Origin of the sequence: Pseudomonas sp. MWU16-30317 (assembly GCF_020515695.1) — a bacterium.
Classification (GTDB): Bacteria; Pseudomonadota; Gammaproteobacteria; order Pseudomonadales; family Pseudomonadaceae; genus Aquipseudomonas.
Genome location: NZ_JAIWJA010000028.1, coordinates 1 through 1,235 on the forward strand (window position 1 = coordinate 1; position 1,235 = coordinate 1,235).

Below are 1,235 nucleotides of genomic sequence, written 5' to 3' on the forward strand. Positions count from 1 at the left end.
TGTAGTGGTCAACTGATCCCGGACACTGAATTGAGTTTTCCCTCAGCGACCGCAGGCGCTAGCCCTTTGTTGAACTGATGCGGTCGCCGCCAGTTGTATCGCTCCATTAGGAATCGGCCGATATCCTGTTGCGCTAGCGCAGCGCTCATGTAGCCCACCGTCGGTATCCATTCTGTTTTCAGACTGCGAAACAGCCGCTCCATCGGCGCGTTATCGTGGCAGTTGCCGCGCCGACTCATGCTCTGTGTGAAGCGGTATCGCCATAGTCTTTGGCGGAAACTTCGGCTGCCGTATTGGCTGCCCTGGTCGCTGTGAAACAATACGTTTTGCGGCCTGCCACGCTGCTCGTAAGCCATGTCCAGTGCCTTGATTACCAGGTCGGCGTCGGGCTTGGGTGAGAACGCCCAACCCACAACACGGCGGGCACAAAGGTCGATGACAGCTGCTAGATAGTGCCATCGACCTTCGGCCCAAACGTACGTGATGTCACCGCACCAGACCTTGTTTGGGGATGCGACGGTGAATCCTCGATCAAGCACGTTCGGAATATCAGGTCGCTCCACGGTCGCCTTTTTATAGGCATGCGAACCGGGCTGTTTGCTGATCAGGTTCATCTCGCGCATCAACTCGCGCACCTTGAATCGCCCGATCTGCATGCCGTCCTCTTTCATCATCAGCATGATGCTCCGGCTGCCCGCAGCGCTTCGGCTTTGCGTAAACAGCTCGTTCACGCGGCTGCGCAAAACCACCCGTTCGGCATCTGGATACCGGCGTTTTCGGCAGTACGCGTAGTAGCAAGATCGGGTTACTTCAAATACCGAGCACAACAGATCAATCGGCTCTTGAGCCCGCAATTGATCGATTAACGCGAACGCTCGTGTTCCTCGGCCATCAAGAGCGCGGTGGCCTTTTTTAAAATCGATTTCTCTCGTTCCAGGCGGTTGATTCGGGCTTCCAGTTCTTGGATTTTCTGCTGCTCGGGTGTCAGCGCTTTACTTGTCGGTGTGGCACCGCCTCGTTCCTGCTGGAGCTGGTTGACCCACCGGCGCAAGGCCGACTCTACCAACCCAAGCGACTGGGCTGCATCACCGTGGCTGTAGCCCTGGTCAAGCACCAAGCTGGCAGCTTCGCGCTTGAATTCGGGGGTGAAGGTACGTCGTTGTCTGCTCATCGAACACCTCTGTGTGGCGATCATTTTCGCCTAAAAAGGTGTCCGGGGTTAGTAGACCACTACA

Annotated in this window: 1 protein-coding gene; it reads right to left on the minus strand. The window is 56.5% G+C overall.

Annotated elements, in window-relative coordinates; genetic code table 11:
- Positions 1-8 precede the first annotated feature (8 nt).
- Positions 9-1,171, minus strand: a protein-coding gene (locus LIX93_RS29465) for an IS3 family transposase (protein WP_226507531.1) whose coding sequence is annotated in 2 segments (ribosomal slippage) — positions 9-916 and positions 916-1,171 — 1,164 coding nt in all. Because the reading frame shifts where the segments join, the coding sequence is not laid out codon by codon here.
- Between the last annotated feature and the right edge of the window lie 64 nt (positions 1,172-1,235).